Here is a 23657-nt window from a genome sequence, read left to right on the forward strand (position 1 = left end):
CTCTGCGTCCTCTATTGAATTGACCTGTGCAGCGCAGACCGCAGGAACACCATCGTGCCCATGCTCCGCGTGGGCATGCCGTTCTGGACGCTCTGCGTCCTCTCTTGAGTGAATCTCGCTCTGGGCCAACTTGCAGTGCCCTGAATACCCGCTATTTTTAATCTGACCGGGCTCTGCGCGATGCGATCGGACGGAAGGCGCTCGTACAGGTATCAAGTTCGTCTGCACCGCGCAGATAACCATTGAGTCGTGTACAACGCTGCACTGTTCAGGGATCGAACCCATGATGTCGAATCATTCCAGCAGTACTCCTGCGCAAAGTCGTCCGCATTTCATCTGGTTTTCTCTGATTCCCGTCATACCTGCCGTTGCCTGGATCCTCACGCAATCCGGTACGAGTACGACCAATCTGCTTGCTTGTGCGGCACTGCTCGCTATCGGTCTGGGTGCCTGTGCACTGGCTGCCCGCACCCAGCAGAACGACGTGCGTCGGGCTGTTGCTCAAGCGCTGGACCATCACCAGGCACATAACGCTCAAATTAGCGCCATGGCCTCCCATGCCCAGCTCAACGAAGTCTTTCTCGGTGCCATGCCGATCTGGGCCAAACAGGTCGAAAGCTCGCGCCAGCAAACCGAAACCGCCATTGTCGAGCTGAGCAGCCGATTCATGGGAATTTCCGAACGCTTGCAGGAAACCGTACAGGCCTCGCAGCACGCTGCCGGTGAGCTGGACGGTCAGAATGCTGATGGCGCTCTGAAAGTCCTGTCCCAGAGTGACAGCGAGCTGAGCCAGGTGATTGACTCCCTTAAAGCCACCCAGGCCAGCCGCGACCAGACGCTCTCCCAGGTTCGCAGCCTGACCGCCTATACAGGCGAGTTGCGCACCATGGCCGCGGACGTCGCAGCGATTGCTGCGCAGACCAACCTGCTGGCCCTTAACGCCGCGATTGAAGCGGCGCGCGCAGGTGAAGCCGGCCGTGGCTTTGCCGTGGTCGCCGACGCGGTGCGCAGCCTGTCGAGCAAGTCCAGCGAAACCGGTCAGCAGATGTCGGCCAAGGTCGACATCATCAACAATGCGATCACGCAACTGGTGCAGGCCGCCTCCAGCGGTGCTGATCAAGACAGCCATTCGGTGGCAGCTTCCGAGCAAAGCATCCAGAACGTCCTGGAGCGCTTCCAGAGCATTACCGGTCGCCTGGCCGAATCCGCCGACCTGCTCAAGCAGGAAAGCTACGGTATTCGCGACGAAATGACCGAAGTCCTTGTAAACCTGCAGTTTCAGGACCGAGTCAGCCAGATTCTCGCTCACGTACGCGACAACATCGACTCTTTGCACGCGCATCTGTTGCAAGCCAGCCAGTCTCCCGATGAGGCCGTCGCCATCGACGCCCGGCAATGGCTGGCGCGCATGGAGTCCACCTATGCGACCGACGAGCAACGCCGTACTCACCGCGGCGAATCGGCAGCACAGCAGGATTCGCAGGAAATCACGTTTTTCTAGGAGTAGATCATGGCTAAGAGTGTATTGGTGGTAGACGATTCAAGCAGTGTCCGGCAGGTTGTCGGCATCGCGCTGAAAAGTGCCGGATACGACGTTATCGAGGCCTGCGATGGCAAAGATGCACTGGGCAAGCTGACCGGGCAGAAAGTGCACCTGATCATCAGCGACGTGAACATGCCGAACATGGATGGCATCACGTTCGTCAAGGAAGTGAAGAAGCTGGCCAGTTACAAGTTCACGCCAATCATCATGCTGACCACCGAATCTCAGGAATCGAAAAAGGCAGAAGGTCAGGCGGCAGGCGCCAAGGCCTGGGTCGTCAAACCGTTCCAGCCAGCGCAAATGCTCGCAGCGGTTTCCAAGCTGATCCTGCCCTGAGATCAAGGGCCATGGAGGCCAGCATGCCAACCCCAGACGACAATCAGGCTGACGCCACCCGCGTGCAGATCGACGGCGAGCTGACGATCTACACCGTGACCGAACTCGCCGCACGTTTGCTGCCGCAGATCACTGGTGCGGCGCGAGTGGAAGTCGACTTGTCGCAAGTTACCGAGATGGACGGTGCCGGCCTGCAATTGCTGGCAGTCATCCAGCGCGAAGCCGGCAAGACCGGGACCTCGCTGCACATGACCGGGCAAAGCAAGGCAGTCACCGAAACCTTCGAGTTATGTAATCCCGGTGTCGTGCTGTAGCGCGTCCATTTGCATTATTGCCGAGTGATCGACCAAGGAAGCCATCGTGAGTATTAACCTCGATCAGGCACAGCAAACGTTCATTGTTGAAGCGCGTGAGCTGTTGCAGGCCATGGAGGAATCCCTCCTGCAACTCGAAAGCGAACCCGGCGATCAGGACGCGATTGGCGCAGTGTTCCGCGCAGCGCACACCATAAAGGGTTCTGCCGGGCTATTCGGGCTGACGCCTATCGTCAGCTTTACCCACATCGTTGAAGACGTGCTCGACCGCCTGCGTGAAGGCAGCGTGTCGGTGGACGCCGGGCTGATCGCGGTGTTGCTCAAGTCCGGCGATCACATGCTTGAGTTGATCGATGTAGTAGCCAGCCGTGGCGAGCCATTGCAGCCGCCCGCTCTGGAACGCGAAGCGGCGCTGCGTCAGGCGTTACAGGTCTATCAGGCACCGGGCAATGCCCAGCCTGCTGACGAGGCGCGAGCGCCGAGTGTGATCGATGAACAGCCTGCCGAAGTGCTATGGCATATCTCGCTGCGTTTTGGCGTGGATGTGTTTCGCAACGGCATGGACCCGCTGTCGTTCCTGCGTTACCTCAATACTCTGGGGCAAATGGTTCAGGTCACCACAGTCACCGACAGCATCCCGGCGTTGGAAGCGTGGGACCCGGAATCCTGCCACCTGGGCTTCGAGATCGATTTTCGTTCGTCTGCCGGGCATGCCGCGATCAACGAAGTGTTCGACTTCGTGCGGGAAGACTGCGCCGTAGAAATCACCTTGATGAGCGAGACAGCAGACCACGTCGAGCCTACCGGCACCGAGCTGGTCTCGCAGACCGAACACAGCCCTGCGGTTGCCAGCGGCGAACTGCTGGGCGACCAGCGTGCCGTGCCGCGTACGCCTGCTGCGGCAACAGCTGTAGAACGCCCTTCTTCGGCCAGCGAGCAGAAAAACAAGGACGGCCGTTATGTGCGCGTCAATGCCGACAAGCTTGATGAGCTGATCAATCTGGTCGGCGAACTGGTCATTGCCAGCGCCGGGGCCAGCCTGCTGGCCCGTTCGTGCGACAACGACCCGCTTCAGGAAGCCAGCTCGACCGTGTCAGGGCTGGTCGAGCAAATTCTGGATGGCGCGCTGCACCTGCGCATGATCCCCATCGGCGACACTTTCAATCGTTTCCGCCGCGTAGTACGTGATGTCAGTCAGGAGCTGGGCAAGGACATCGACCTGATTATCAACGGTGCGGAAACCGAACTGGACAAGACAGTTGTCGAAAAGATCGGCGACCCGCTTATGCACCTGCTGCGCAATTCCATGGACCACGGCATCGAAAGCGCCGAAGCACGGCGCGCGGCAGGCAAACCGGCAAAAGGTCATTTGAGCCTTAATGCGTACCACGACTCCGGCAGCATCGTCATCGAAATTGCCGACGACGGTGCGGGGCTCAACCGCGAGCGTATCCTCGACAAGGCCCAGCAGCGCGGGCTGGTGGCAGCGGGTGCGAGCCTCACCGATCAGGAGATCTACAACCTGATCTTCGAGCCCGGCTTCTCTACCGCCGAGGCCGTCACCAACCTGTCAGGGCGTGGTGTCGGCATGGATGTGGTGAAACGCAATATCACCTTGCTGCGCGGCACTGTGGACCTGGACAGCCAGCCCGGTCAGGGCACCATCGTGCGCATCCGCCTGCCGCTGACGCTGGCGATCATCAATGGTTTTCTGGTCGGTATCGATCAGTCGACTTACGTCATCCCGCTGGACATGGTTCAGGAATGCATCGAGCTGGACGAACAGAATCGTCACCTGACCCGCGACAGCGGCTACCTCGACCTGCGTGGCGAAGTGTTGCCGCTGGTCTACCTGCGTGATCACTTCAACCATGAAGGCCCGGCTGCACGGCGCCAGAACGTGGTGGTGGTGCGCTACGCCGAACACAAGGCCGGGTTGGTGGTAGATGACCTGCTCGGCGAGTTCCAGACCGTTATCAAACCGCTGGGCAAGCTGTTCGGCGCACTGCGCGGCATCAGCGGCTCGACGATTCTGGGCAGCGGTGCGGTGGCGTTGATTCTCGACATACCGGCCTTGCTCAACCAGATCGTCCAAATGGAAGCCCGCTCGACCCAGGCACCTCAAGCCCTATTGCCCACTTCTCGCTGACGGATTCGCAATTCCCAAGGAGTTACTTCAATGAAATGGTTTTACGATCTGAAGATTTCCACCAAGCTGATTACCTCGTTCCTGGTGGTTCTGGCGTTGACCGCGGCCATGGGAGTCTTTGCCATTATCCAGCTGGGCCAGGTCAACCAGGCCGCCCAGGACATCAAGGAAAACTGGATGCCGTCCATGCGCGCGGCGTCGGGCATGCGCTTTTACGCAGCCAACTTCCGGCTGAAGGAAAACCGCCACATCGCCGCCGACTCTGCCCAGGAAAAGACGCAGATGGAGCTTGAGGCAGCAGAATCGCGCAAACAGTTTGAAACGCGGCTGGCCACTTACGACAAGTTGATCATCAGCGATCAGGACCGTCAGATGTTCAGTGCCGTGAGTGCCTCCTGGTCCAACTACCTGAAAGTCAGCGACAATCTGTTCGCTCTCTCCCGGCAGGGCCAGGAGACCGAAGCGCGTGCCTTGCTGCGCGGTGAGTCCAAACTGCACTTCGACGAAGTCACCAACCAGTTGCAAAAGATGGTCGAGCTCAACGACGCCGGGGCGACTGCCGCTGGCGACAAAGGCACGAGTCTGTACGAAAGCGCGCGCATCTCGATCATTGCCGTGCTGGTTGCAGCCTTGCTGGTCGGTCTGGGTCTGGCGCTGTTCATTGCACGGATTATTTCCCGCCCATTGAAAGAGGCAGCGACTGCCGCCGAGCAACTGGCTGAAGGCAATCTGAACGCCCACATCGGGCACGGTTCCAAAGACGAAACCGGCATGGTGCTGAACGCCATGCGCAACATGGTCGGCAAGCTGTCACACATTATCGGCGAAGTGCGTAACGCCGCCGACAACCTGGCCAGCGCATCGGAAGAAGTCAGCGCCACCGCGCAATCAATGAGCCAGGCCACCAGCGAACAGGCGGCCAGCGTCGAAGAGACCAGCGCGTCGGTGGAGCAGATGAGCGCCAGCATCAACCAGAACACCGAGAACGCCAAAGTCACCGATGGCATGGCCAGCAAGGCTGCCAAGGAAGCGACCGACGGCGGCGAATCGGTGCAGCAGACCGTCGTGGCGATGAAGAAAATCGCCCAACGCATCAGCATCATCGACGACATCGCTTACCAGACCAATCTGCTTGCCCTCAACGCGGCCATCGAAGCAGCCCGCGCGGGCGAACATGGCAAGGGCTTCGCGGTAGTGGCCGCCGAGGTGCGCAAGCTGGCTGAACGCAGCCAGGTCGCGGCTCAGGAGATTGGCGAGCTGTCGTCAAGCAGTGTGGAAATGGCCGAAAAGGCCGGCAAGCTGCTGGACGAAATGGTGCCGTCGATCAACAAGACGTCGGACCTTGTGCAGGAAATCAGCGCGGCTTCAGAAGAGCAGGCTGCCGGTGTGGCGCAAATCAACACCGCCATGACCCAGCTCAATCAGGTCACTCAGCAAAACGCATCAAGCAGCGAAGAACTGGCCGCCACCGCTGAAGAGATGAGCAGTCAGGCCGAACAACTGCAACAGGCCATGAGCTTCTTCACCCTCGATGCATCGCCAAGGAATGTCGCACAAGGCAGCCCTGTCGACAGCCGCAGCAGCCCGAACCGCCAGCCCCCGCGGCCACCGCAACAGGCTCCGCGCAAGGCGTTTGCGCAAAGCATGGCGGGCACCCCGGACGAATCGGAATTCACTCGTTTCTGATGACTGGCTGCTGATTGCCGGCCTCGATAGCGATTCACAGGGAGAACGACATGGGCTCATTGGTCACGACTCGACAGACCGCCACGGCGGTCGAGGAAGAGGCGCAGTACCTGACTTTCATGCTCGGTGGCGAGATGTTCGCCATCGGCATTCTGGGCATCAAGGAAATCATCGAATACGGCAGCCTGACGGTGGTGCCGATGATGCCCGCCTTCGTGCGCGGGGTGATCAACCTGCGCGGTGCCGTAGTGCCCGTGGTTGATCTGTCGGCGCGCTTCGGGCGACAGAACTCGGACATCACCCGGCGCTCGTGCGTGATCATCATCGAGGCCAGCAGCGAGGACGGCCAGCCGCAGGACATCGGCCTGCTGGTCGATAACGTCTCGGCGGTGCTGGAAATACCGGCCTCGCAGATCGAACCGCCACCGAACTTCGGTGCGCGCATTCGTGCCGACTTCATCAGCGGCATGGCCAAGGTCGACGGCAAGTTCGTCATTGTCCTTGAGGTCGATCGCGTGTTGTCTATCGATGAGATGTCCAGCCTCGCCGAAGCAAGCCAGTCGCTGCCTTCCGACACCGACGCGACGTGAGGCCTGCACATGCCTGACACAGCGTCGCTCACCGATCGCGAATTCGGCCAGTTCCAGAACTGGCTGTACAGCGCTGCGGGCATCAAACTGACGCTGGCCAAGAAAGCGCTGGTCGCCGGCCGCCTGTTCAAACGACTCAAGCATTATCAGCTGGACAACTACGGAGAGTATTTCAAGCTGATCATGAACGATCAGCGCAACGGCGAGCTACAAGTGGCGCTGGACCTGCTGACCACCAACGAAACGTACTTCTTTCGCGAACCCAAGCACTTCGATTTTCTGCGTCAGCAGGTGCTGCCCAAGGTCACGCACGGCAAAATGTTCCGCATCTGGAGCGCTGCCAGTTCGTCTGGCGAAGAGCCCTACAGCCTGGCCATGACCCTGGCCGAACAACTGGGCACCACGCCTTGGGAAGTGGTCGGTTCGGACATCAGCACCCGCGTGCTGAGCAAGGCGCGCAGCGGTCACTACCCCATGGAACGCACCGAGACGTTACCGCAACCTTTGCTGTTCAAATACTGTCTGAAAGGCATAGGTCGCCAGGAAGGGACCTTCCTGATCGACAAGTCGTTGCGCAGCCGGGTCAGTTTCGTGCAGGTCAATCTCAATGACACCCTGCCGGATCTGGGCGAGTTCGACGTAATCTTCCTGCGCAACGTGATGATTTATTTCGATCAGGAAACCAAAAGCAAAGTGGTGGCGCGGTTGATCCCGCGTCTCAAGCCAGGAGGCTATTTCATCATCAGCCACTCAGAAAGCCTGAACGGTGTAAATGACATGTTGAAAATGGTCTCCCCTTCGATTTACCGCAAGCCATGATCAAGCCCGTCGGCGTGGTCGAAATAGTCCTGGCTCCCGGCGAAGTGGTCTTCGAGACCCGGCCTGCGCGCTTGCGCACATTGTTGGGCTCGTGTGTAGCAATCACGTTCTGGCACCCGTGGCGGCGTATCGGTGGTATGTGCCACTTCATGCTGCCAGGACGTATTCGCAAGGGTCAGCCACTGGACGGCAAATACGCTGATGAAGCGCTGGAGATGCTTATTAGCCATGCGCTGGCCAGCGGGACGCTTCCGGAGGAATATCAGGTCAAGCTGTTTGGCGGCGGCGAGATGTTTCCGGCGCAGCGCCACGACCAGCAGATGCACAACGTCGCAGATCGCAATATCAATGCGGCGCTGACGCTGGCCGACCGGCATCGCCTGAAGCTGATGGCTCAGGACCTGGGCAGCACCGGTCATCGCAACATCATCTTCGACCTGTGGAACGGAAACGTATGGGTCAGGCACCAACCAATGGAAGCAATCGAAAAAGATGCCAAACAAAAAAATCAGCGTATTGCTGGTCGATGATTCGGCCGTCGTTCGCCAGGTACTCGTGGCCATTCTCAACGACACCCCCGATATTCATGTCATGGGCGCGGCGTCGGACCCGATATTCGCCATGGCCAAGCTGGCTCAGGAATGGCCGGACGTCATCGTGCTGGACGTGGAAATGCCACGCATGGACGGCATCACCTTTCTCAAGAAGATCATGAGCGAACGGCCAACGCCAGTGGTGATCTGCTCGTCGCTGACCCAGAAAGGCGCAGAAACTTCGTTGCAGGCGCTGTCTGCCGGGGCGGTGGAAATCATCACCAAACCTACCACCGGCCTGAAGAACTTCCTCATTGATTCAGCCGCCGAGCTGGTCGCGGCAGTCCGCGCAGCGGCGAACTCCAACGTCAAAAACCTCGGTAAGCGCACGGCTCCGCCCGTTCTGGCCCCGGCAAGCAAACTCACCGCAGACGCCATTTTGCCCGCAGCCAGCGGTCACGCCATGGCGCAGACCACCGAGCGCATTGTGGCCATCGGCACCTCGACCGGCGGCACCCAGGCACTGGAAGCGGTGCTGACTGCCCTGCCCCGCGTCTGTCCCGGTATGGTCATCGTTCAGCACATGCCGGAAAAATTCACTGCCTCGTTCGCCGAACGCCTCAACGGCTTGTCGCAGATCGAGGTACGCGAAGCCAGAAACAACGACCGCATACTGCCCGGCCTGGCCCTGATTGCACCTGGCGGCAAACATATGATGGTCACGCGCAGCGGCGCCTATTACCACGTTCAGGTGATCGACGGCCCACTGGTCAACCGCCACCGCCCTTCAGTGGACGTGCTGTTTCGTTCGGTCGCCAAATTCGCTGGCAAGAATGCTACGGGCATCATCATGACCGGCATGGGCGACGACGGCGCACGCGGATTAAAGGAGATGCTTGATGCCGGCAGCTCGACAGTGGCTCAGGATGAAGCCAGCTGCGTGGTATTCGGCATGCCCAAGGAGGCGATCAAACTGAACGCGGCGCAGCGGATCATTCCGTTGCAGGAGATTCATCAGGTGATATTGCATAGGTGAGATTGGAGGAGCGCCCTGGCTTGGGAACATATCAAGGTCAGGTTCGCCCGCATCATCGTGAAGACAGGCCCGGGAGAGCCGAGCATGGCCCACAAGGTAGATGAGTATTGTGAGGTCAGCAAACTTCATCAGTGCGTCGAGCTGTATGCCGGTTTGATCGAAGACTGGGCAAACACTCAATCCACTGCTGCAGCGCAACACACTAACGCCTCACAATAATAGCCTTTTAATATTAAGCCACTGTCTTAGCACACCTGTACTATTTCTTTAGCGTGCGCACTGGTTAAGTATTGTAACGGTCACTAACACCTATCAGGCAATTACTGAAATGCCTGTAATGCGTTAATGGCTTACTGACCAGAAACTTTGAAATAACACGACAAAAGGTGATTTCAAATGAATAAGGAATTGATGATGCGCGAACTCGATAATGAAGAGCTGGCACAGATCGGTGGCGGTATGACAGTAGGAGAAGGCGTGACAGCCATAGGCGTAGTGGCCGCTGCTGCGGCGCTGGCTCCGGTGACTGCCGTCGGTGCGGGTGTCATATTGGTCGGCGTGGCAGGGGCCAGCGCGATTGACGCCTTTCAGACCTACCAGATGGCGCAGTAATACGCCTTGCCATTCCGGGTGGGCAGCGCAGTGCAGGCACCTACCGGGAAAACAGGAGAACATTATGATGCCCGATCGTCATAAGCTCTTTGGGAAAACCGTCAATTCGCAGGGACTGTTCTGGCTGGCAGCGCTTGCGTTTCTTATTGCCGCCAGTCTTGATTTTCAATGGCATTACATTGGCCTTGCCGGCATGTTTACAGCGGTGGCCGCCATCGCTCGGCGTCGGCAGGAAACCTGACAAGCCCAGACTCATGATGAATGACTTGATCATCTAACCTCTTGCAACGGTTGGTCCGGCTGCAAAACTCACAGACCGCCAGCCTCTGGATACAACTTATTGCACATGAGGATCAAGTCACACAACCGCCAACTCGGTTTACCGTATTTTTCAATAACGACCACGAGGTTTGACATGATTATCCGCAATCAGAAAACCACTGGGACCATCGTCGACAATTATTCGGTTCATGCTCATGTACTGACCGACGCCGAGATGTACAGCGTCTCCGGTGGTGCCGATTTCACCATCATGCCGGTGCCTGGCATTGGCGTGATCAAACCGGACCCGATCTGCGTCTATCCATTCCCTGACGTGCCCCCGCCGTCGGATATTCGCGGGCCATTCATTACTGCCTGATGCAGCTGAATTCCCTGGCCCGTGTGCACGCAGGTCAGGGAATACTCATCCGCCGCTCGCGAATCGAGAGCAGGTTCAGGCGCAGTTCCGAAGGCCGCAACGGCTTGGACAACACTGAAACTTCCGCGCCCTGCATTGACTCAAGCACGACGTCCACTTCCCGCCCGGTAACAATCAGCGCAGGCACGTCCCAGCCACGGGCAGCTCGTATGCCCTCGATGCAGTCCAGGCCGTTGGCCACTGTGCCCAGATCGTAATCGGCGACGATAATGTCGCAATGAGTGGTCAGCCCCTCCGCCGATCGGGCGGTCTGCACTTCGCATCCCCATCGTTCAAGCAGCGCTGCGGTGGCCATCAGAACGTTCTGGTCGTCCTCCACCAGACACACCCTGACCCCTTTGAGCAGGCTCTCGCCCAATGCCTTCTTGGGTACCACCCGAACAGGCGCGCTCACCTCTTCAAGCCCATGAATGGTGACCGTAGTCCCGCGGTCTATTCGCGAGACAATCGCGATTTGCACATTGAGAATCTGGCTGAGCCTTTTGACGATGGACAACCCCAACCCGACGCCCTCCACGTCTTTGTCGCGCACATGGCGGATGCGGTAGAACTCGTCACAGACCCTGGGCAGATGTTCGGCAGCAATACCCCGGCCCTGGTCATACACACTGATCGACAGACGCCCCGCATGGCTGCGCACACCGATCAGCACCGGGTGGTCAGGGGCATATTTGAGCGCATTGGAAATGATGTTCTGCACCATCGTGGCGAGCAACGTGGCATCGACCCTGACCCAGCGCCGACAAGGTCGCACCCGAAGCTCTACACCGGCCCAGCGGGCGGCCGCAACGTTCTGATGAGCGACTTCATTGAGCATGTCACCCAGATTGACCACATCCAACTTGGCTGAAACCTTGCCGCTGTCCAGCGTGTAAATGTCCAGAATCGAGCGAAACAGCTGCGACACGTTGTGCAGGGAGCGATCGATGTTATCGACCAGTTGACGCTCATAATCGCCCAGCGGGCTGGACCGCAGGCAAGCGGTAAACATGCCGATGGAGTGGATGGGCTGGCGCAGGTCATGGCTGGCCTGAGCCAGAAACCGCTCCTTCTCGCGATTGGCCACGGTCGCCTGCTCTGACGCCTCGCGAGCCCTCACCAACAGAATGTGCGCATAGCCAGGCACCAGAATAGTGACGGCGACTAGCATCAAAACCATAAATGGCTGCGCCTGCCAGTACGGCGTCAATTGATAGATGACCAGTATCGCCAACAAGGCCAGGGACGCCGCAATTGCAAGATATCGCGAACCAAAGCGCATGCCGTTGCCTAGAGTGACCCAGACCATCACGCTGAAAACCGGCAGTGTTGCCTCCCCGCCAACGATCAGTCCGACGGAAATGGCAGTGTAGTCATGCACCATCCCGAGTACACGGCGCAACGCGAATACACCTGGATAGCTGATGATGTGCTGGCGCAAGACCAGAGAAACCACCAGAAAGCCCGCATAGTAGAAAATGATGGGCTGATAGGTGGCAACCTTGAGCCCCGGCAGAAGGCCAATCAACGATACATAGCTGATCGCAAACGTCGCCACGATCAACCGCAAGGTAGCCTGATCCAGTTCAGCGTTTTTCTTTCGGTCTTTCATGGACGCACCTCGTTGTGCCGCGAGCGCAGTACATTCTTGCGTCCTTGCAGTCGATCACGCAGGGCCTGGAACGGCATCAGTCGCCGATGTTCAGGCTGCCAAGGTCAGACGCCAACTGCAGCTTGGCGTTATGCCAGTTGACCAGAGACTCCACGCGTTTCTGAGTCGCCGCGCTCAGATCGTTTTGCGAGCGCAGAAGCTCAAGAATACTGCCAACGCCTGCTTTGTAACGACCCTGGGCAATTTCGTAAGACTTGCTGGCACTCTCGACAAAAAGACGACTGATTGCCAGCGCCCTCGTTCTGGACTCCAGGGTCTGTCGACTCTTCCAGACACTGAGCGCAATACTGTTTTCCACCTCGTGCAGGGCCTGTTCGCGGGCGGCGCTTTCGTAACGGGCGGCCCGCGCTCTGCGCCGATTGAGAAAGCCATCGAAAATCGGCACGGTGATTTGCACACCGATGGTCCAGGTGTTCACCTCCTGACGGGTTGAAACCTGCTCGATAGGCGTGTCCTGGCGGCTGTAATTGCTGAACAGCGACACCGTCGGCAGCCCCTGGGCTTTTGCCGCATCGGCCTTGGCCTGGCTCGCCGCCCAGTCGGCGCGGGCCTTTTCGATAGCTGGATGAGACGCCCTGGCCTGCTCCATCAGACTATTGACGTTGCCCAGAAACACTCCTTCATCGGCCCCGGGCTCATCCAGCTCAACCAGCTTGAGCGGTGCCGACGGCGACAACCCCAGCTGACTGGCCAACTCGCCCTGCACCGCCGCCAGATCGCCCTCCGCCATGACCCTGTTCAACTGTGCTTCGGCATAACTGGATTGAGCCTGGAGACGATCCGTCTGCTCGCCGGCACCCTCGCGATACTTTGCGTCAGCGGCTTTCAGACTGTTGGCCGCCAGACGCTCGGCGCTGATTCTCGCGTGCAACAACGCCATGTTCGCCTGCACTTGATAGAACACCCGGGCGGTGGCAAGCATCGACTTCTGCACCTCTTCGATCCGGCTGCTACTGGCGACATTCAATAACTGCCGGGCGCTTTCGACTTTGGCGGCGCGCAGACCAAAGTCGAACAATACCCAGCTCAGGTTGAGGCCGTAGACGCTGGTGTTGGAGTTCAGCCTGGAGTCGGCTTCTGGAAAACCCGGGTAGCGCGTGGTCTTGCCAGCCCGCCCCTTTTGAAACTGCCCCTGCACGGTCGGATAGTAAGCCGAATGCTCGGCATCCAGGTCAGCCTGCCGTGCCAGCTCGGTCAGCCACACCTCACGCAATTTCGGATCGGCACACAGCGCGACAGACACGGCCGTTGCCAGACTCAATGCGTCTGGCAGACGACTGGAGCCGGGGCATGCGTCCACACGGGCATCGGCCATGCACAACGACGCCATTAACAGGCCGAACGCGCTCAACAGACACTGCCAGCCAGCGCAACGAATCATGCCCCGCCGCCTCACGCTGAAGGAGCCTCATTGAGCACCGGGCCATCGTAGGCAACCCGGCCTTGCGCAAGCGCCACGACCCGATCCGCCGTGCGGATGGTTTCCGGGCGGTGGGCAACGATGATGCGGGTGATGTTCAACGTCTGCAGCGCCTGATTGACCGCGGCTTCCCTGGTGATGTCCAGGTGGCTGGTCGCTTCATCGAGAAACAGGAGTTGCGGGCGCTTGTAGAGGGCGCGGGCCAGTAGCACCCTTTGCTTCTGCCCACCGGACAGTACCGTGCCCATGTCGCCCACCAGCGTGTTATAGCCCATCGGCATCTGCGCTATATCATCGTGGACTGCAGCGAGATGCGCGCATTGCTCGATCCATTTCTGATCGGCACCGGTCTCGAAAAAACTGATGTTGTCGCCGATGGAACCGGCGAACAGCACATCGTCCTGAAGCACCGTACCGGTGATACGGCGCAGCCTGCCGATGTTTTCCGGCCCGACCGGCAAGCCATCCAGCAGAACACTGCCTGCGCAGGGCGCCAGAATGCCCAGCATGACATTGAGCAAGGTACTTTTACCGCCACCCGAGGGACCGACGATGGCTACCGATTCGCCTGCGCGGACATGAATTGACACGTCGTCCAGCACATACGGCTCGTGCTCGGAATAGCGAAAGCGCAATTGCCGTACTTCAAGGCTGGGCACCCTGTCGTTGCACGCGTCATCGAACGTATCCGGACCGGCAATCGGCTCGGCATCGTGCAGCACGATGTCGGCGAGCCGCTCACCGTGCAGGCGCAACATGATCACGTCGACAATCTTGTCGATCAGACCAGCCACCCGACCGTTGAACTGCTCCTTGTACGAGTTGAACGCAATCAGCATACCGGCGCTGAATTGCCCTTCCAGAACCAGTCTGGCACCCATCCAGATAACAATGATCGTGACCAGCCCGAACAGCACGCCGTTGAAGGCCCGATAGGCCAGTTGCAGTTTTTGCGGGTGCAGACCGGCATTGATTTCCTCGACCAGTAAAGCGCTCCAGGCACTGCAACGCTGCTCATGCCGATTGAACAGCTTGATGGTGCGCACGCCGCGCGCGCTTTCCAGAAAGTGCGACTGCTGACGAGCAGCATGGACCAGCTGGTTCTCGCTGGCACGCCGCAACGGCCCGAACCAGATCCAGCGCGCCAGGCCGTAGATAATCATCGCGACCACTGCAACAAGCGCCAGCTTCGGGCTATAGGCAATCATCAGCCCCAGTGTGACGACCGTCATCAGCCCATCCAGCAGGGCCTCAATGAACGATGTCGTCACGGTCTGCTGGATGGCCTTGAGAGAACCGAAGCGCGAGACGATATCGCCCAGATGACGACGCTCGAAAAATGCCACCGGCAGGCGCAGCAGATGGGTAAAGACATTGATCTGCCACTGTGACCCGAGCATCGTGCCCAGGTACATCAGCGCCCATGCACGGGCCAGCGCAACGGTGTGCTGAATGATCAGCAATAGGCCAAAGCCGATCGCCAGCACCGTCAACAGGTCCAAATCCGCGCTGACCAGCACCTTGTCGATAACGGTCTGCATGAAAAACGGACTGAGGATGGTACACAGCTCCAGCGCCAGGGCCAGAAGCAGCACCTGCGTCAGCACCCGGCCAAAGCCCTGTACTCGCCCCAACAGTTTGCGCAGCGGGATCGGCGGCTGTGCAGCGGCAGGCTGAAAATCACTTTCCGGCCACAACTCCAGTGCCACGCCGGTAAATGCTGCCGACACCTCGTCAAGCGTCAGCTTGCACACGCCACGCCCCGGATCATGCACCACCACACCGCGTGCGTTGACCTCCTTGAGCACTACGAAATGGTTGAAGTTCCAGTGCAGCACGCAGGGCAACTGCAACTGACCGAGCGCATTCAGCTCGACCCGCAACGCACGGCTGCCCAACCCGAGCCGCGCAGCCATGTGGGTCAGTTGCTTGAGGTTGACCCCTTTCATTGAGGGCGAGAGACGTTGCCGCAACGACAAGAGGTCACTGTGCTGGCCGTGATAGCTGGCGATCATGGCCATGCACGCCAGGCCACATTCAGTGGCTTCGGCCTGGAGCACAACCGGCAGCTTTCTCCCCACACCAAAAGCGAAGGTATTTCTCAGGTTCAAAGCCGCTTTCCTATTCCGCGCAAAGGCTCCAGCATCCATTCATAGAGCGGCAGCCTTTCCTGCATGATGTCGGCGTCCAGTTGCATGCCGGAACGCAAGCGCTCGTGCATGCCCTGGCCGTCGATGGTTTGAGACGCCAGGGCAACCGTGACCCGGTAGAAAGGCCCCTGTTCACGCATCGGCTCGGAAACGTTGCCCAGGGTCATGACTTCATCGGCCGGCAACGCGGTACGCGAGATCGATGACACCCTGCCCGGTTGCAGTCCAAAGCGTTGATAGGGATAGGCCTGGTAACGCAACATCACCGTGTCACCAGTGCGCACGAACCCCACGGAGCGGCTGGGCAGATACAGTTCGGCGTGCAGTTTTGCGTCGGCAGGCACAATGCTCAGTAACGGTCGCGTACTGTCGACTCGTGATCCATTGGAGACCGCGATCGCCGTGGCCTCACCCAGCGTCGGTGCGGTGATGAAAATCTCTCGTTTGGTTTCACTTTCGATCAAGCGGTCCTGATTCTCGGCCAGCCTGCGTCGCAGATCGGCAAGCTGCTTGCTCTGGTTGAACGGCAGCTCGACCAGTTCCGCCCGCAGCCTGGTGCTTTCGGCACGAACCGTCAGCAGCGAGCGATTCAGCTCTTCGCCCCGCAGGCGCATGTCCAGAACTGCATCCTGCTTTTCCTGAAGCTGATCACGGGACACGTAGTCCTGGCGTTGCAGGTTGGCGTAGCGCTCGGCAAGGCCCTTGGTCAAAGCCAGCCGCTGACGCGTCAGGTCGATCTGCGCGAGTATTTTCTGCTGCTCGGTTTCAAGCGCCGCGACCTGACGTTTCTTGCCCTCCAGCTCCTGAAGATGCAGAGCGAGCGTCTCGTCGATTTCCTGAGCGAGGCTTTCCTGACGACGTTTGATCGACAGGCTGATCGCCCGTTGCGCGCCACCCGCCTCACCGCTTTGTGTGTCGCTGGACAAGGCCATCAGCACAGCGCCGTCTGCAACCTGTTGCCCCTCGACGATGTCGAGCCGGGTGATCACGCCAGCTTGTGGTGAGTAGATCCTGATCAGGCCGGTTTCAGGCAGCAGTACGCCGCTTGCGGCTGTACGTTTGGTGTAGGTGGCGAAGGTCAGGAACAGGCCCATGCTGATGCAAAACAGCAACGCCACCGCAGCGGCCAGCCTCATCGATAATGGACTGACCAGCAAAACCGTCCCCAACGTACTGCGCTTTTGCGCATCAAGCGCTTCAGGTCGAAAGAGCATGAATGACCATCGCTTCAATCATCAGGAATGCTCCATAAAACAGGCACCACAAACGGACCACGCATTACAGTCCTGACGACAACTAACCTCAATAGCACACATGAACTAATGGCCAAAAGACACACTAACGAATAGCTCATTTGTGCTATTGAGGTGTGTGTAAGCGGTGACTTTAATGGTGTTGTCTTCCGTCGTTCAACGGTACGGAAGCCCTGATTTATCAATGACACTTTCAGAGGAAACAACGCCATGACTCAAGCAGTGAACCCACAACAGGCACATAATGCGCTTCCTGCCGGACCAGCACTTCGAGTGCTGAACGAGACCGAGTTGAGCCAGGTCGGCGGTGGTATTGAATTCAGCGCATTTGGTTACACCTTCGCAGGCGGAGAGTCGTTTGCGCCAGGTTTCAATTATGCATCCATCACCAACTCGCGGGGTATTCCGGTTTATTACACAACCTGGCAGAACTGACAGCGTTATCAATGCGCGGCTTACAGAACCCGGACATTGTCCGGGTTTTATGCTGACGGCTTCTATTTCTGAAGTGTGAATTCGGCTTTGTCAAAAGACAGCCAGCAAGCATCATTGTCGGTCCACTTTGATTCACTGGTGCCCAACACACCTTTCACAAGAACCCTGTCGCCCTTCTTGAAGCTGCTTATTTTTTTCTTGTTGACCAACAGGTCATCACGGGTCAAGCCCTGGCCCGTGCATTTGGGATTGGACGGATCGCTGAAGATGACCGCAATCTGATTCTGACCGACCGCCGTCCCGGTTTTAGTAATGCGCTGTACGACGCCAGGAATGATCAGTGTTTGAGCGTCCCATTTCTCTTTCGCGGTGACCTCATTGGTCTGCCAATCGCGCCATATTTCTGTCAAGGTTGTTTCTCTGGCTTCGGCCAGCCCTCTGAAATCCCCGCTCAGTACATCACCCGTTTGATCAAGAACGCCATTGGTCATTGACATGGCCTGATCAAGCCCCGCACACCCAGACAATGCCAGAATCAACGGAAACAAGGCTACACTTTTCATTCACACACTCCACTGACTGGCACACCAGGCACCTAACGCTGCCACTCATTATTTAAATAATTAACGTCGAATAACTTCGCACGCAACCGTAGTCACGGCGCAACAGAACATCAATAGTACAGATGCACTAAGTCATCACTGGCCAACTGATTAAACCGGACATTACTGTGTGCCACTAGTGCATACGCGTACGTGCCACTAGTACATGCGTGCTATTTCCATTCAACCTTCGCCTCTCAATACTCCCGTTGTTGGCACCCCGCCGAACGGAAACGCCTAAGCCCTCAGGGCTGGCAGCCACCCCTTGTGGTCTTTATGGAGTATCTGGAGTCGCTATGAACCCCTTATTCAAACTATCCCCGCTTGCTTTTGCGGTTACTCTTGCACTGCTTCCAGATGCTCAGGCAGCGGATTACGTTCTTACCAATGGTCAGGAAACCTTTAACAGCGACCGCGTCATTGATGGCTCGATCGAGGTGCGGTCAACTGACGGCAACTCTTCCAGCCTCACCATCAACAGTGGCGCAACCGTGACCAGCGAAGGCGGCAACATTGTTGGCCAAGCCAGCAGTACCGGCGTCAACCCGGCCCAGGCCAGCGTCATAGTCGAAGGGGCCGGTTCGCGCTGGGTAGTACCGCGTACCTCATTTGTACTGGGTAACACGATCGTTGTCGGTGGGGTCGGTCAAGGCGACCTGAACGTGCGCAACGGGGGTCAGGTGTCGGTGCGGGATCTGGATCTGGGTGATGTCAACGGCGCTCGCTCCAACGCATTTTCAAACGCGCAGTTGCTGGTGAGTGGCCAGAACTCCCTGGTCGACGCGGTCAATATCGAAGCCGGTGGGGTGTTTGTCTACAGGTCGAGCATAACGGCCAATGATGGTGGCAAGATCAACAGCCAGCAGGTAGACATCGACTCCGTCGTCAATCTTTCCGGCGCCGGAACCCGCTGGGACAACAGTGGCGCGTTCAGAAACAGAAACAACCTTACTCTCGATAACGGCGCAGTACTGACCACCGACTCGCTCTTACTGGGTTCGGCCATCATCGGCCGCAGCAATCAGGTGAGTATTTCCGGACAAGGCACCCGCCTGGCAGCGCAAAGCATGACGCTCGGCACCAGTGACTCTCGCACTTACCTGACGCTGTCCGACGGTGCCGAGCTGAGTTCTACCAACGGTATTCTCATCAGCACCATCAGCAGCATCAACAATCCGACACGCGGCACGCTTGCTGTGGGCGGTCCGGTCGTGACCGACCCCAACCGTACCGATATCGATTCGACGACTGCCGGAACAGCTCAGGCGGCCGGCCGACTGGACCCGCAAACCGCCATTAATTTCGGCACCGGCAACGGGGGGCATTTGGCGTTCAACCATACCGATACTGATCTGCAGGTTGCCAACACGCTGAACGGAACGGGCCGAGTGTATGCGTTCAACGGCAATACCACCTTGAGCGGCGACCTTACCGGGCTGGCCGGCAGCGTCGTTGTGCGCGGCGGGCGACTGGTGCTGTCGGGGAACGTCGACCAGGTCAATCAGCGCGGCAATACAGCCACGACCCAAAGCCTTTCGCGGTTTAACGTAGGCAACGGCACCCTGGTGGTCAACGGTATTGCCGGGCGCACCGAGTTCGGGACGTATACCAACAGCGCCCAGGTACTGGACGGAGGTGTTCTGGCCGGCGTCGGTCAGGTGGGTACTACGCAGGTAGCTTCCGGCGGTACCCTGTCGCCCGGCGAAAGCGCCATAGGTGCGCTGACCATACAAGGCGACCTCGACATGGCCGCTGGCTCACGTTACGCCGCGGACATCGCAGGCGACGGTAGAGCAGACAAGATCAACGTCAGCGGCACAGCCACCCTGCGCGGTACGCAGGTCAACGTGACTGCGCTGGATCCTGCGCAAAGCTATCAGAGCGGCAGAACTTACACCTTGCTCTCTGCTCAGGGCGGTGTGGTCGACGGTGCCGCCGCAGGGACCGCCTATGCCCAGGCGCTGACCAACTCGGCGTTCCTGAATGTCGGACTGCAGCGTACCGCCAATGATCTGAACCTCACCATCGAGCAAAAAAGCGTAGAGCCGACACCTACGCCAACCCCGACTCCAACTCCAACACCGGAGCCAACTCCAACTCCTGAGCCGACACCAACACCAGAGCCTACACCTACGCCCACTCCAGAACCCGCACCAACACCAGGCATCTTTCAGACGGTCATGCTGACTCAAAACCAGTTCAATACCGCTGGCGCGCTGAGCGTACTCGAGCAAAGCGGTGAGCCCCTGCGCCTCTACAACAACCTGCTGGTTCTGGATGCCGAAAGCGCTCGCAACGCAGCCGATCAACTGTCTGGCGACTACCTTGGCAGTACTTCAACAGCCCTGATCGCCAATAGCCAAGTGGTGTCCGGAGTGTTGGGCACCCGCATGCGTAATCTGCTGGATACGGGAACATTGCGCATGCCTGCCATGGCACTCAATCTGATGCCAAGCACACCGACCACGCAAAACGGTGCCTGGGTGCAGCCATTCGGCAACTGGACCAAGACAAGCGGCAATAACGGTGCCGGTGGTCTGCACCAAAGCACTGGCGGCCTGCTGTTCGGGGCCGATGGTAGCTTCACACCGGATTGGCGCGGTGGCGTCTACGCTGGCTACAGCCGTTCGAAGTTCGACGCCGATGACAGCGATGCAGACGGTCACAGCGACAACTATCATCTGGGCCTCTACACCGGTGGCCAGATCGATACCCTGCGCCTCAGTGCTGACGTCGGTTACACCTGGCACAAGCTGGAGAGTGAGCGGAATGTGGCGTTTGCCGGATTCAGTGATCACTTGACCGGCAAGCGCAACGCCCAGTCGCTGCAGGCAAGTGGTGAGGCGGCCTACCGCATACCGGTCGGCAGCATGGCTCTGGAGCCTTTCGCCGGTCTTTCCTACGTGCGCTACGACGCCAAAGACCTGCACGAAAAAGGCGGGCCAGCCGCACTGGACGTGTCCAGCGATAAACAGGACACCTTCTTCTCGACACTGGGTCTGCGCGCGTCGTCGAGCATCAATGTGGCGAACGTCAATACGCAGGTTTACGGCTCAGTAGGATGGCGACGTGCCTACGGTGACCTGGACCCGCGCAACGTCCAGTCTTTCGCTGGCGGGCCAAACTTCGAAGTGCAGGGCGTCGCTCAAACACGCAACACCGCCTTGACTGAAGTGGGCGCGAAACTGCGCTTGAACAGGCAGACCGATCTGGACCTGTCCTACCAGGGGCAGTTCGGTACCGACACGCGCTTCCATTCGGTCAATGCAGGCGTGACTGTTCGCTTCTGACCGTAGTTGTAGCGCTCAGCGCTATACACAAGTCTGTTCTCGATTCTGGCCTAAGGCCGTGGGAGCAAGCTTGATCGCCAAGGGTCCAGTACAGCACCGAAAACGGGGCGTCTGGACCCTTTTTTGTTAAGCAGGCTCATCACGGACTTCAGGGTCGAACTCATTCTCGAATGAATATAGATCGCACTTCTCGTTCAGCTGCCTGAAGAACCTCGAACGCAGCGTAGCGCCTGCGATGCTGGTCTGCGAGCGCTCCCTCTACCGGTGTAAACACGCGGTCCAGGCTCGCCATGCGTTCCATGACATCGAGCAGACGTAGACCCGCTTCAGCAGCAACGGCACCCAGCATGGCCGCCCCTCGCAATACCGGTTCCTCGGTGTCACTAACCGCCACCGGTACACCGGTGGCATCGGCAAGCAACTGCCGGACGAAATCGCTCTGGGCTGCACCGCCACTGGCAACGATCAGCTCGATAGGGATACCGTCACGCGCCAAGGCTTCGAGCAGTTGCCGCAGACCGTAGGCGATGCCGCAGAGGCCAGCGACGTATAAGCCGGGAAGTCCCTCCAGCTCCCGATCCAGGGTCAGCCCAGCGAGCACCGCACGGGCATCGGGATCAGCGAACGGCGAACGGTTACCGAGGAATTCGGGCACCACGTGCAGACCGTCGGCCAGGCCCAGCGCCGCGCTGCCGAGGGGCGCCACCTGGGCTTCGAGCCAGGCAAGCAGCGTCTGGCCCTGTCGCTCGGCCGTCTCGCGTGCTTCTCCCACTGCCGGATGCAGAGAGACCAGGTGATCGATGGCCGACCCCGCCGCCGACTGCCCGCCCTCGGTGAGCCAGAGCCCCGGCAGCATAGCCGAGTAATACGGGCCCCAGACGCCATCGACGTAGGCCGGCACCGGACTGGATGCCATGGAGCAGGCCGAGGTGCCGAAGATATAGGCCAGACGCTGCGTGACCGCCGTCTGCCCATCGGGGGAGGCACCGCCGAGGGAGCCGACCCCGCCAGCATGGGCGTCTATCAGCGCCGCGCCCACCGCCGTGCCCGGCAGCAGGCCGAACTCGGCCGCCGCGGTCGGGCAGAGACCCTGGCCCAAGGGCGTACCGGGTTCGACGATGCGCGTGCCAAGCCGTACGAAACCTTCTTCTGCCAGTTCGCCAAGCCCTATGGTCTCGAAATAGGAGGCGTCCCAGCGTTGCTCGTGGGCCAGATAGGTCCACTTGCAGGTGACGGTGCAGGCCGACCTCGCCAGGTCGCCGGTGGCACGCCAGGTGAGATAGTCTGCCAAGTCGAAGAAATGCCCGGCGCGGTCGAAAGCCTGTGGCCGATGACGTTTGAGCCAGAGCAGCTTGGGCGTTTCCATCTCCGGCGACATGCGCCCCCCTACGTAGCGCAGTACCGGATGGCCAGTCGCGGTGATCTCGATCGCCTCCGCCGTGGCGCGATGATCCATCCAGACCATGACGTTGCGCTGGTCGTCGCCTGAGTCGCCGACGCCGACCGGATCGCCCGCGGCCGTTACCACCACCAGCGAGCAGGTGGCATCGAAGCCGATGCCAGCGATAGCCTCGGCCCCGACGCCAGCCTTGTCCAGCGCGCCGCGGACGCTGCTGACAATGGCCTGCCAGATCTGCTCAGCCGACTGCTCGACCCGCTGTCCACCGCCATGCCAGATCTCAAGCGGAGCCTTGGCCGCGGCAAGCAGCCGCCCGCTGGCGTCGAACACGCCTGCCCGCGCGCTGCCAGTTCCCACATCGACACCTATGAAATGTCGGCTCATGGCATTAAAGGTCCACGCTGAAGGGCATGATGACCAGATCGCGGACCACCACGTTGTGCGGCCGGGTCAGCATGAACAGCACCGCTTCGGCGACCTCGTTGGCCTCCATCAGGGCACCCGACGCCTTGGCCTCGTCGAGCTTGAATTGCGGCCAGTCGCTGATCAACGCGGTGACCACCGGCCCGGGCGCCACCGCGCCGACGCGAATACCATGTTTAATCAATTGCCGACGCAGGCTATGAGTGAAGGCCTGGATGGCATGCTTGGACGCCGTGTAGATTGGCTCCCAAACCACCGGGATCAGCCCGGCGATGGAGCTGGTCAGCATGATGTCGCCGCTGCCCCGTTCGATCATGTGTGGCAGCACCGCCTGCACCGACCGGAAGGCGGCGTTGATGTTCAGATTAAGCATGCGATCCCACTGATCCGGATCGCCATCCGCAACTTCGCCGCCGATGTAGGCGCCGGCGTTGGCGTGGAAGATGTCGAGCCGGCCGAAGCGGTCGAGGATCTGCGGCAGCATGGTCTTGACGCTGTCCGGATCAAGCAGGTCCACCACCACGGGAAAGGCGTTCGGGCCCAGCTCGACGCAGACCTTTTCCAGGCCTTCGCGAGAGCGGTCTATCAACGCCACCTGGGCACCGGCAGCGAGCATTTCCTTGGCGCACGCCAGGCCGATACCGGAGGCACCGCCGGTGATGGCGGCGACTTTCATGGATAGTTTCTGGTTCATGTGTTCACCTCTGTATTCGAAA

At 59.4% G+C, this 23657-nt stretch carries 21 protein-coding genes and 1 pseudogene; 15 read left to right on the plus strand and 7 right to left on the minus strand.

The window, feature by feature from the left end:
- Window positions 1–667: 667 nt before the first annotated feature.
- The 13 genes and pseudogenes from RYC17_RS13810 to RYC17_RS13870 all read left to right on the plus strand — a co-directional run bounded on the left by RYC17_RS13810 (window position 668) and on the right by RYC17_RS13870 (window position 10258).
- On the plus strand, window positions 668–1501 hold the full coding sequence (locus RYC17_RS13810) for a methyl-accepting chemotaxis protein (protein WP_410478458.1): 834 nt from the start codon (window positions 668–670) through the stop codon (window positions 1499–1501).
- A gap of 9 nt (window positions 1502–1510) precedes the next feature.
- Window positions 1511–1879 carry a response regulator gene (locus RYC17_RS13815; RefSeq protein ID WP_002553206.1) on the plus strand — a complete coding sequence of 123 codons (369 nt, stop codon included), beginning with the start codon at window positions 1511–1513 and terminating at the stop codon, window positions 1877–1879.
- Window positions 1880–1902: 23 nt separating this feature from the next.
- Window positions 1903–2193, plus strand: a complete 291-nt coding sequence (locus RYC17_RS13820) for a lipid asymmetry maintenance protein MlaB (protein ID WP_004658672.1) — start codon at window positions 1903–1905, stop codon at window positions 2191–2193.
- A gap of 46 nt (window positions 2194–2239) precedes the next feature.
- Window positions 2240–4342 carry a chemotaxis protein CheA gene (locus RYC17_RS13825; RefSeq protein ID WP_122281771.1) on the plus strand — a complete coding sequence of 701 codons (2103 nt, stop codon included), beginning with the start codon at window positions 2240–2242 and terminating at the stop codon, window positions 4340–4342.
- A 30-nt stretch (window positions 4343–4372) separates the two neighbouring features.
- Window positions 4373–6028, plus strand: a complete 1656-nt coding sequence (locus RYC17_RS13830) for a methyl-accepting chemotaxis protein (RefSeq protein WP_316903398.1) — start codon at window positions 4373–4375, stop codon at window positions 6026–6028.
- Between the two features lie 50 nt (window positions 6029–6078).
- On the plus strand, window positions 6079–6618 hold the full coding sequence (locus tag RYC17_RS13835; protein WP_044318969.1) for a chemotaxis protein CheW: 540 nt from the start codon (window positions 6079–6081) through the stop codon (window positions 6616–6618).
- Window positions 6619–6627: 9 nt separating this feature from the next.
- The gene (locus RYC17_RS13840) at window positions 6628–7437 is read left to right on the plus strand and encodes a CheR family methyltransferase (protein WP_122281769.1); all 810 of its coding nucleotides are present in this window, start codon (window positions 6628–6630) and stop codon (window positions 7435–7437) included.
- Window positions 7434–7967 (plus strand): chemoreceptor glutamine deamidase CheD, encoded by a 534-nt coding sequence (cheD, locus tag RYC17_RS13845; RefSeq protein ID WP_122281768.1) that lies wholly within the window; start codon window positions 7434–7436, stop codon window positions 7965–7967. Before RYC17_RS13840 ends, cheD begins: the two co-directional genes overlap by 4 nt.
- Window positions 7930–9006 (plus strand): chemotaxis response regulator protein-glutamate methylesterase, encoded by a 1077-nt coding sequence (locus tag RYC17_RS13850; RefSeq protein WP_316903404.1) that lies wholly within the window; start codon window positions 7930–7932, stop codon window positions 9004–9006. Before cheD ends, RYC17_RS13850 begins: the two co-directional genes overlap by 38 nt.
- A 66-nt stretch (window positions 9007–9072) precedes the next feature.
- Window positions 9073–9225: pseudogene (locus RYC17_RS13855) on the plus strand (M20 family peptidase); the annotation flags it as partial.
- Window positions 9226–9420: 195 nt separating this feature from the next.
- Window positions 9421–9618, plus strand: coding sequence for a hypothetical protein (locus RYC17_RS13860; RefSeq protein WP_316903565.1), 198 nt, complete (start codon window positions 9421–9423; stop codon window positions 9616–9618).
- Window positions 9619–9682: 64 nt separating this feature from the next.
- A complete protein-coding gene (locus RYC17_RS13865; RefSeq protein WP_316903406.1) occupies window positions 9683–9859 on the plus strand; it encodes a hypothetical protein in 177 nt (58 codons plus the stop codon).
- Window positions 9860–10033: 174 nt separating this feature from the next.
- Window positions 10034–10258 (plus strand): hypothetical protein, encoded by a 225-nt coding sequence (locus RYC17_RS13870; protein ID WP_316903407.1) that lies wholly within the window; start codon window positions 10034–10036, stop codon window positions 10256–10258.
- Between the two features lie 34 nt (window positions 10259–10292).
- Here the strand turns inward: RYC17_RS13870 and RYC17_RS13875 are convergent, their stop codons facing one another.
- From RYC17_RS13875 to RYC17_RS13890, 4 genes are all read right to left on the minus strand, one after another.
- A complete protein-coding gene (locus tag RYC17_RS13875) occupies window positions 10293–11909 on the minus strand; it encodes a hybrid sensor histidine kinase/response regulator (protein WP_122259814.1) in 1617 nt (538 codons plus the stop codon).
- A 76-nt stretch (window positions 11910–11985) separates the two neighbouring features.
- Complete coding sequence (locus RYC17_RS13880) at window positions 11986–13350, minus strand: TolC family protein (RefSeq protein WP_316903409.1); 1365 nt, start codon at window positions 13348–13350, stop codon at window positions 11986–11988.
- 11 nt (window positions 13351–13361) lie between these two features.
- Window positions 13362–15500 carry a peptidase domain-containing ABC transporter gene (locus RYC17_RS13885; RefSeq protein WP_316903411.1) on the minus strand — a complete coding sequence of 713 codons (2139 nt, stop codon included), beginning with the start codon at window positions 15498–15500 and terminating at the stop codon, window positions 13362–13364.
- Window positions 15497–16753 carry an HlyD family secretion protein gene (locus RYC17_RS13890; RefSeq protein ID WP_058400329.1) on the minus strand — a complete coding sequence of 419 codons (1257 nt, stop codon included), beginning with the start codon at window positions 16751–16753 and terminating at the stop codon, window positions 15497–15499. Before RYC17_RS13890 ends, RYC17_RS13885 begins: the two co-directional genes overlap by 4 nt.
- A gap of 249 nt (window positions 16754–17002) precedes the next feature.
- On the opposite strand from RYC17_RS13890, the gene RYC17_RS13895 reads away from it, so the two are divergent.
- The gene (locus RYC17_RS13895) at window positions 17003–17227 is read left to right on the plus strand and encodes a hypothetical protein (RefSeq protein WP_004658688.1); all 225 of its coding nucleotides are present in this window, start codon (window positions 17003–17005) and stop codon (window positions 17225–17227) included.
- Between the two features lie 62 nt (window positions 17228–17289).
- Here RYC17_RS13895 and RYC17_RS13900 read toward each other — a convergent pair whose 3' ends face one another.
- Complete coding sequence (locus tag RYC17_RS13900; protein WP_004663667.1) at window positions 17290–17790, minus strand: hypothetical protein; 501 nt, start codon at window positions 17788–17790, stop codon at window positions 17290–17292.
- Window positions 17791–18125: 335 nt separating this feature from the next.
- On the opposite strand from RYC17_RS13900, the gene RYC17_RS13905 reads away from it, so the two are divergent.
- Complete coding sequence (locus RYC17_RS13905) at window positions 18126–21119, plus strand: autotransporter domain-containing protein (protein WP_316903413.1); 2994 nt, start codon at window positions 18126–18128, stop codon at window positions 21117–21119.
- A 160-nt stretch (window positions 21120–21279) separates the two neighbouring features.
- Here the strand turns inward: RYC17_RS13905 and RYC17_RS13910 are convergent, their stop codons facing one another.
- Together RYC17_RS13910 and RYC17_RS13915 are read right to left on the minus strand one after the other, a co-directional pair.
- Window positions 21280–22902 carry an FGGY-family carbohydrate kinase gene (locus RYC17_RS13910; RefSeq protein ID WP_316903415.1) on the minus strand — a complete coding sequence of 541 codons (1623 nt, stop codon included), beginning with the start codon at window positions 22900–22902 and terminating at the stop codon, window positions 21280–21282.
- 4 nt (window positions 22903–22906) lie between these two features.
- Entirely contained in the window at window positions 22907–23635 is a 729-nt protein-coding gene (locus RYC17_RS13915) for an SDR family oxidoreductase (RefSeq protein ID WP_316903417.1), read from the minus strand.
- Window positions 23636–23657: the final 22 nt, after the last annotated feature.

It is taken from the genome of Pseudomonas syringae group sp. J248-6, assembly GCF_032586995.1.
Lineage (GTDB): Bacteria > Pseudomonadota > Gammaproteobacteria > Pseudomonadales > Pseudomonadaceae > Aquipseudomonas > Aquipseudomonas amygdali.